We start from the raw sequence: 6,996 nt of genomic DNA on the forward strand, positions 1-6,996 counted from the left end.
GCCCCGCCGTCGCGGAGGTCGTCCCGGTCCACCGAGGTGATGACCACATAGCGCAGGCCCAACTCCCGGATGGTGTCGGCGAGATGTTCCGGCTCGGTCGGGTCGGGCGGCTGGGGTCGGCCATGGGCCACATCGCAGAACGGGCAGCGGCGGGTGCAGATGTCGCCGAGAATCATGAAGGTGGCGGTGCCGTGGCCGAAGCATTCGGACAAATTCGGGCAGGCCGCTTCCTCGCACACGCTGTGAAGGTTCCGCTCCCTAAGGATTTGCTTGACCCGGTTGACGCTCTCGCCGCCGCCGAGCCGGACCCTGATCCACTCGGGCTTGCGGAGCGGGGCGTCCGCCGGGACGACCTTGATGGGGATGCGCTTGAGCTTGTCGGCGTTGCGCTGGTGGCTGTCGGGGGTTTGGCGGGAGGGGGCGCGATTGGGGTCTCGGGTATTCATGAGCTTGAGGGAAAGGGTTAATCGTTCGCTGGTTATTTGGCCGGATTATTTCAGCCGCCGCCAATGGTTTTTTTGGGTCTTCTTGCCCAGGCCGCAGGATCACTGCCATTAAGTTAGCGGCAATCAAACCCCCTCCCCTTATCAGGGGAGGGAGAAAAAGCCCCCCTGATAAGGGGGGTTGGGGGGTTAACTCCAGTCGTAGAAACTTGCTCAAACGGCTTAACTTAATGGCGGTGAGGCCGCAGGATGCGCCGACGCTGGAAACGCATCCATCGGGCATTCACTCACTCCCCGCCAAACAAATCCTCCCGCCACCGATACCGCACCGGCTTGGCGAGCGTTTCCAATTTGAACTCAGCCACCGCCCGCTTGAGCCACGGCTTGACCTGCGCCTTCTCCAAATCCAGCGCCTCGGCCAGTTCGTCGGGGGTTTTGGCGTCTTCCCGCAGTAGGCTTTGCAGCTTGAGCAAAAACAACTCGTAGAACCCCATATCCGCCGGGAAACCAACCGGGGCCGACGGCTCGTAAACCGGCCCGGGGCATGATTCCGCCGGGATGGCGCGAGCCAAGATTTCCGGGGCGGCGTCTGGCACGGCGTCCCGAGCCTCCGCCTCATCGGCCAGGGAAGCTAGGTCGGTTTCATCAAGCTCCGCCGCACCTTCCTCCCCGAGCAAATCCCCCCAATCCACCCGCGCCAGCGAACCCGCCAAGCGCCGCCCGCCTTGTTGAATCAGCGCGTCGTTGCCCGTTTCCTCGTCGCCGCTGTCCCGCACCCACAGCGGCACCCAGCCCCGCCGCAGATTCTCCATCGCCCCCGACCACGTCCCGCCCTTGGTGTCGGTGCGCACCACGGCGGCGGCGTCGCCCAGGCAATAGATGTACTTGTTCCGCGCCATGGCGTTGCCCGCGTTGAAGCCGGCCTCCGGGTAGAACGGCGAGATCAACACCAGATTGCGGTTCATCACATGCCGCCGGAACCGGGCCGAGGCGGCGGCGGACAGCAGGCTGTCGGCCATCACGCCAATCACCGTGCCCTCCGCCGCCAAGGCGCCCAGCATGGCGGCCTCGTCCACGCCACGGGCGCCGCCGGACACCACCGAATAGCCGCGCTCGGCGGCCAACCGGCCCAAGCCCCGGCTGTAGTCCAGATCGTCGGCGTCGGCGTCGCGGGAACCGACCACGGCCAATCCGCCCTGATTCAGCAGCTTCGGGTTGCCGCAGCCGAACAGCAGCGGCGGGGAATCCAGCTTGAGCCGCTGCTTGAGCCGGGCCGGGTAGTCGGCTTCCGAGCGGGTCATCACCCACAGCCCGGCCCGCAGCCATTTCTCCAACGCCAGCCCCAAGGCCGCGCCCCGGTTCACCAGCCGCTCGACCCGCTGGTGCGTCACATCCCGGTCGTCCCAGCCGTCCAGCACCGCCGCCGGGTCGCCGGTCAGCAATTGTTCGGGCGTCCGTCCGCGCTCCTTCAACCACAGGGCGAAGCGGCCCCATTCCTTGGGGCCGAGCGGCTTGGCCTCGTCCGGCGCGGGCCTCCCGAAATGGGCCGTCAATAACAGGACGGCCTGGGTGTGATTGGAAATGACCATGGAATCTTCGAGAGGGTGTGTGGGTATTTTTATAGGGTGGGTGGAGCTTCAGCGGAACCCATCTTGCCGTGTCACTGCGTGGTGATGGGTTTCGCTGAAGCTCCACCCATCCTAAGCCCTATGTGCGTTCGCCGTTCAATCCCCCGCGCTGGTCGCCGCCAGCGCCACCGGAAACACCGGCCCGCTCCCCGCCCGCCGCAGCAAGGCCGCGACCACCGCCAGGGTCCAGCCGGAATCCACGATGTCGTCCACCAGCAAGACCGGCGCGCCCGCGACGACCTGGGTCTCGGCCACGCCGAACACGCCGTCGAGATTGAGGCATTGGTGAAAACGGTTGTGCTGCATCTTCTGCATGTCGTTGTCCCGGACCTTGGCGACGGCGGCGACGAAGGGCAGGCCCAATTTATCCGCCAGCCGCCGGGCGAAATCCGGCACCAGATCCGGGTGACGGCGGGACGGCACGCACGCCACCCAACGCGGCGCGGGCTGTGGACGCCAGCGCTCGGTGATGAGTTCGGCCAGCGCGTTCACCAGATCGTCGGCGAAGCGGTTGGCGTGCTTGCCGTCGGCCACCAGCCCGCCCCAGCCCGCATCGCCCCAGCGGGACAGGATGCGCCCGGTTTCCGCCCGCAGCCGGTCGGGGAGATTGCCCGAAAAGCCGTACTCGGGGAAGGCACCGGCCAGCACTTGCTTCTTGGGTTCCAGCGGCAAATCCGCCTGCCGTAGAAAGCGCGTCGCCTCAACCGCCAAGGCGCGGTCCACCGCCGGATCGACCACCGGCTTTCCCAAGCATACGGCGCATTGTCCGCAGGGCGCGGCTTCCGGGTCGTCCAGGGCGCGGCGGAGGAAGGCCATCAGACATTCACCCGCGTCGATGTAGCGCTCCACCTCCTGCCACTCTTCCTCGCGCTGGCGGGTCAGGCGGGCGATGTGGTCGTGGTCCATGGCGTATTCCACCGGGGTGCGCTGCCACAGCTTGCCTTTTTTCAGCACGGGCGCGGGGTTTTCCAGGCTCAGATGCTCCAGCACTCTGAGTATCCGGCCTTGGGAGAGATTGACGTGCTTGGTGAGTTCGGTCGGCGTGAGTCCGTCGCAATCCTCCAGCGCGTCGAGGATGTCCAGCACGTCCATCTCGTCCGGGAAAGCCGTGCGGCGGAAGAAGGCGTGGACCTCCTCGTCCTCCCGCCCCGCCAGCAGCACGCCATAAGCCCGGCCAATGGCCCGCCCAGCCCGGCCCACCTGCTGGTAATAGGCCACCACCGAGCCGGGCGCTTGATAGTGGACGACGAACCCGAGGTCCGGCTTGTCGTAGCCCATCCCCAGCGCCGAGGTCGCGACCAGCGCCTTGAGCCGCTTCTTGTTGTGCAGCAGGACGTCTTCCAGCCGCATCCGGTAGGCGTCGCTGGTCTCGAAATCGGGATGCCTCACATCGCTGTAATAGGGCCGGGCCACCACGCCATGCCGGTTCAGCCACTCGGACACCTGCTCCGCGTCGCGCTTGGTCAGCACGTAGACGATGCCGGTACCCGGAAGCTCGGGGAGGTGTTGAGCCAGCCACGCCAGCCGCGCCGCTTGGTCGGGCAAGCGCAGGGTTTGCAGGGCGAGGCTGTCCCGCACCAACGGGCCGCGCTGGATGTCGAGGGCGCCGAACTGGTTTTGAATGTCCCGCACCACCCGGCTATTGGCGGTGGCCGTGGTGCCGAGGACCGGCAGGTTCGGTGGCAGTTGCCGCAACACGTTCACGAGGCGGCGGTAGCTGGGCCGGAAGTCGTGGCCCCAGTCGGAAATGCAGTGGGCCTCGTCCACCACCAGGAGGCCCAGGCGCTGGCCGATGGGCATGAGGATGTCCTCGACGAATTCGTCGTTGGACAGCCGCTCCGGGGAGACCAGCAGCGCGTCCACTTCGCCCTGGAGGGTTTCCGCCTTGATCGCGGCCCAGTCGGCGGTGTTGGCGGAATTGATGGTCCGGGCGCGGATGCCCAGCCGTTCGGCCCCGGCGATTTGGTTGCGCATCAGGGCCAGCAAGGGCGAGATGATGAGGGTCGGCCCGGCGCCCTGGTTGCGCAGGATGCGGGCGCTGATGAAGTACACCGAGCTTTTGCCCCAGCCGGTGCGCTGCACCACCAGCAGCTTGGCGCGGCAGTTGACCAGGGCGTCGATGGCTTCCCATTGCCCCTCGCGGAAGGTGGCTTGAGGATCGTTGACGGCGGTTTTCAGTAAGGCTTCGGCTTGGTCTTTGTTCATGAGCTTCCCTCCGCCTCCCGGCTTCCTATTGGAACACAAGACTTATCTTGCACAGCTTGGGATGGCGCGCAATGGGCGACTGGTGGTTTATACGCTCGAAACAGCCACAAACTGAACTTTTTAATCCCCCCTCACCTCGACCCCCTTCGACTACGCTCAGGAGTAGGTCTCCCAGAGGGAGAGGGGCAAGATGTTCAGTTTGTGGTTGAACGCCGTATAGAGTAGCGAATACATATTCGCCGTCCCCTAGAAATTGAAATTCACATTGGTGAACCAGATATGGTTATAAAGGTCGGGGGCACCAAAGTTATTCACGTATTGCAACTGATAGCCGGTGTCCACATTAAGTTCTGGGGTTAATTTATATCCAATCCCAATATATGACCTGTTTTGGTTGACGCCCGGCTGAACCGAATGCTCACGGGGACTTGAGTTCAAGGCATTGAAATAGATGAATAGCTCATCTATGGCGATTAGGTAGACACTGGTTTCTGGAATCGTATATTGCAAGCGGAACCTGTGACGGGTCCGGTGCCCGACATCCGCGTCCGCAAAGAAACGCTGCTCAATCCGTAGCCGGTATTGGAAATTCAGGTCGGGATTGAAATTATGCACCCATTGCAACTGCTGCATCAGGTCGTGGGTGGCGTTATCAAACCCTATTGATCGGGCGCTGCTGTACTCGCCTTGCCAGGTATATCCGAGCCATACCTGTAGCTCCTTGGTCAGCTTATAGCCCAACAAAGGTCGGACGATTAGCTGACTGAATTCGGCACCGTCGTTTTTGGATCGGGGCGCCAGCTCCAGAAACGCTAGATAATTGCTGCCCCCAAAATCAGTTTGGAATGTGGTGCTGAGCCACATGGAAAAATCATCATCATCGGCCATCACCTCCATCGAGCAAGCCATAATAAAGCAGAATGACAGAATCTTTTTCATTGCGAAGACCAACTAATTTTCAAATCATGCCGATACCAAGCCGATCATAAGGGAAGCGCTTCATAGCGGATTATCGCTTGCCCCACAACCCCATGCATACCTCGTAAAATTAGACTGTGCCATGGCGGGAGAACGCGCCACAATCCAGCCCGCGGTGTGACCGGCTCCGCTCACTAGGTCGCCCGCCGCCTGAGCAATGGCAGAAAACCCAACGCAACGCCAGCAAGGCCGATCCGGATATGGTGCGCGGAACCCGATTCTAGCTATAGTTTTGGCACTCGGCCGCCCCGGCTAGCATCCACTTTTTTATCACCTCACCCAGGAGCCACTCTCGATGCCTTTGAAAATCCTGAGCGATTCACCCAGGCCGCATACCGTCCGCTTGATATTGCAGGGACAACTGGACACCCAATCCGCCTCGGAACTGGATACTTATTTGGATGAGCAGATAAGCCCGGATATGCTCATTCTGACGCTGGACCTCAACAAAGTTGATTTTGTGTCCAGCATGGGACTCCGCTCGCTGTTCCGGGCCAGGAAAACCATGCACGCCCGCAATGGGAAAATATGCTTTGCCAACCCCAGCCTCCAGGTGGCGAAGGTGTTTGAACTCGTCAAGTCACAGGATTTGATCTCAGTCTTCAAAGACGCGAAGGAGTTCGATGCCTATCTCACCTATGAACAAAAGCAAGTCGGCAAAAAGTGAGCCTGAGCGAATTCCTCCCCCCGGACGCAAGCCCCCTGTGGTTCGGCCTAGCCAATGCCCACGACACGGGCGCGGCCTTGCTGGCCCGGGCCCTCACCGTGATCCGGCCCGAGACGGGACTGGACTCCACCCCGGCGGCGGTGTTGGAAGCGGCGACCCGGGCGATGCGATTCGCGCTGCCGAACCGCCTATGCGTCACCCTATTCCACCCAGGGTTGGATGTCCTGCCCTGGCGGAAAGGGTGCGCCGGAACCGGCCACGGACTGAGGGCGGGAGAAAATGACAGCGCGGCGGCGGAGCCATCCCCGTTTCCCACGGGGTCTGAATGGCGGGCCGACGACATCATCGTGCTGACCGTGGGCGGTTTGGTGGGCGCCACAGCCACCGAAGCCAGGCCGCGCTGGGCCGGCTTGCTGCAAACCCATCCGCCGCTGAGTCCGGCTCAAGTCTTCCATGATCTCCGCCATTTCCTGCGAGAACCGGGGAAAGCCAGCCCGGAGGCGGACGCCCTGACCCTGCTGGTGATTCAGCACCAACCGCGCCGCCCGTCCCCGCCGGAACAAGCCGCTTGGCAATGGCACATCGCCATGAGCAGCGACCTGAGCCGCCTCGCCCAGGTGCGGCGGCGGTTGGCAAACATCCTGTCGGCCACCGGCCTGGGGACCGGGGTTATCCAGGACACCCAGCTTATCGTCGAGGAATTGCTGGCGAACACCATCCGCTACGGCTGCACCGCGTCGTCGCCCTGCCACATCAACATGCGCTTCCACCTGACCGCCGCCCACTTGGAGATGTGTTTCGAGGACACCGCCCCGTCCTTCAACCCATTGGTCGAAATCGCCCCGCCCGATTTGTGCGCCAACGACGAGGCCCGCGCCCTGGGTGGCTTTGGGTTTTATCTGGTGCGTAAACTGGCCGAGCGGATCGACTATGCCCACCGCGATGGGCGGAATGTGCTGACGGTGGCCTTGGCGTTGTCGGCCAAGCCCTGATCCATCCATCCCACCACTTAGGCGATTTCCAGGAAAAGACATACCTGTAGGATGGGTAGAGCGAAGCGAAACCCATCACCCTG

6 protein-coding genes are annotated in these 6,996 nt (G+C 62.9%); 2 read left to right on the plus strand and 4 right to left on the minus strand.

The window, feature by feature from the left end:
• From ACXWUF_RS15770 to ACXWUF_RS15785, 4 genes are all read right to left on the minus strand, one after another.
• The coding region (locus ACXWUF_RS15770; RefSeq protein ID WP_458495608.1) for a radical SAM protein at positions 1 to 446 on the minus strand (446 nt) is incomplete at its 3' end.
• Positions 447 to 730: 284 nt separating this feature from the next.
• Complete coding sequence (locus ACXWUF_RS15775; protein WP_458495609.1) at positions 731 to 2,032, minus strand: DNA-processing protein DprA; 1,302 nt, start codon at positions 2,030 to 2,032, stop codon at positions 731 to 733.
• Between the two features lie 135 nt (positions 2,033 to 2,167).
• The gene (locus tag ACXWUF_RS15780) at positions 2,168 to 4,276 is read right to left on the minus strand and encodes a RecQ family ATP-dependent DNA helicase (protein ID WP_458495610.1); all 2,109 of its coding nucleotides are present in this window, start codon (positions 4,274 to 4,276) and stop codon (positions 2,168 to 2,170) included.
• Positions 4,277 to 4,522: 246 nt separating this feature from the next.
• Positions 4,523 to 5,215: a DUF2490 domain-containing protein gene (locus ACXWUF_RS15785; protein WP_458495611.1), complete on the minus strand. Its 693-nt coding sequence runs from the start codon at positions 5,213 to 5,215 to the stop codon at positions 4,523 to 4,525.
• Between the two features lie 334 nt (positions 5,216 to 5,549).
• On the opposite strand from ACXWUF_RS15785, the gene ACXWUF_RS15790 reads away from it, so the two are divergent.
• Complete coding sequence (locus tag ACXWUF_RS15790) at positions 5,550 to 5,921, plus strand: STAS domain-containing protein (protein ID WP_458495612.1); 372 nt, start codon at positions 5,550 to 5,552, stop codon at positions 5,919 to 5,921.
• A complete protein-coding gene (locus ACXWUF_RS15795) occupies positions 5,918 to 6,913 on the plus strand; it encodes an ATP-binding protein (protein WP_458495613.1) in 996 nt (331 codons plus the stop codon). The genes ACXWUF_RS15790 and ACXWUF_RS15795 overlap by 4 nt, the downstream gene beginning before the upstream one ends.
• Positions 6,914 to 6,996 lie beyond the last annotated feature (83 nt).

This window comes from Methylomagnum sp. (genome assembly GCF_054333355.1).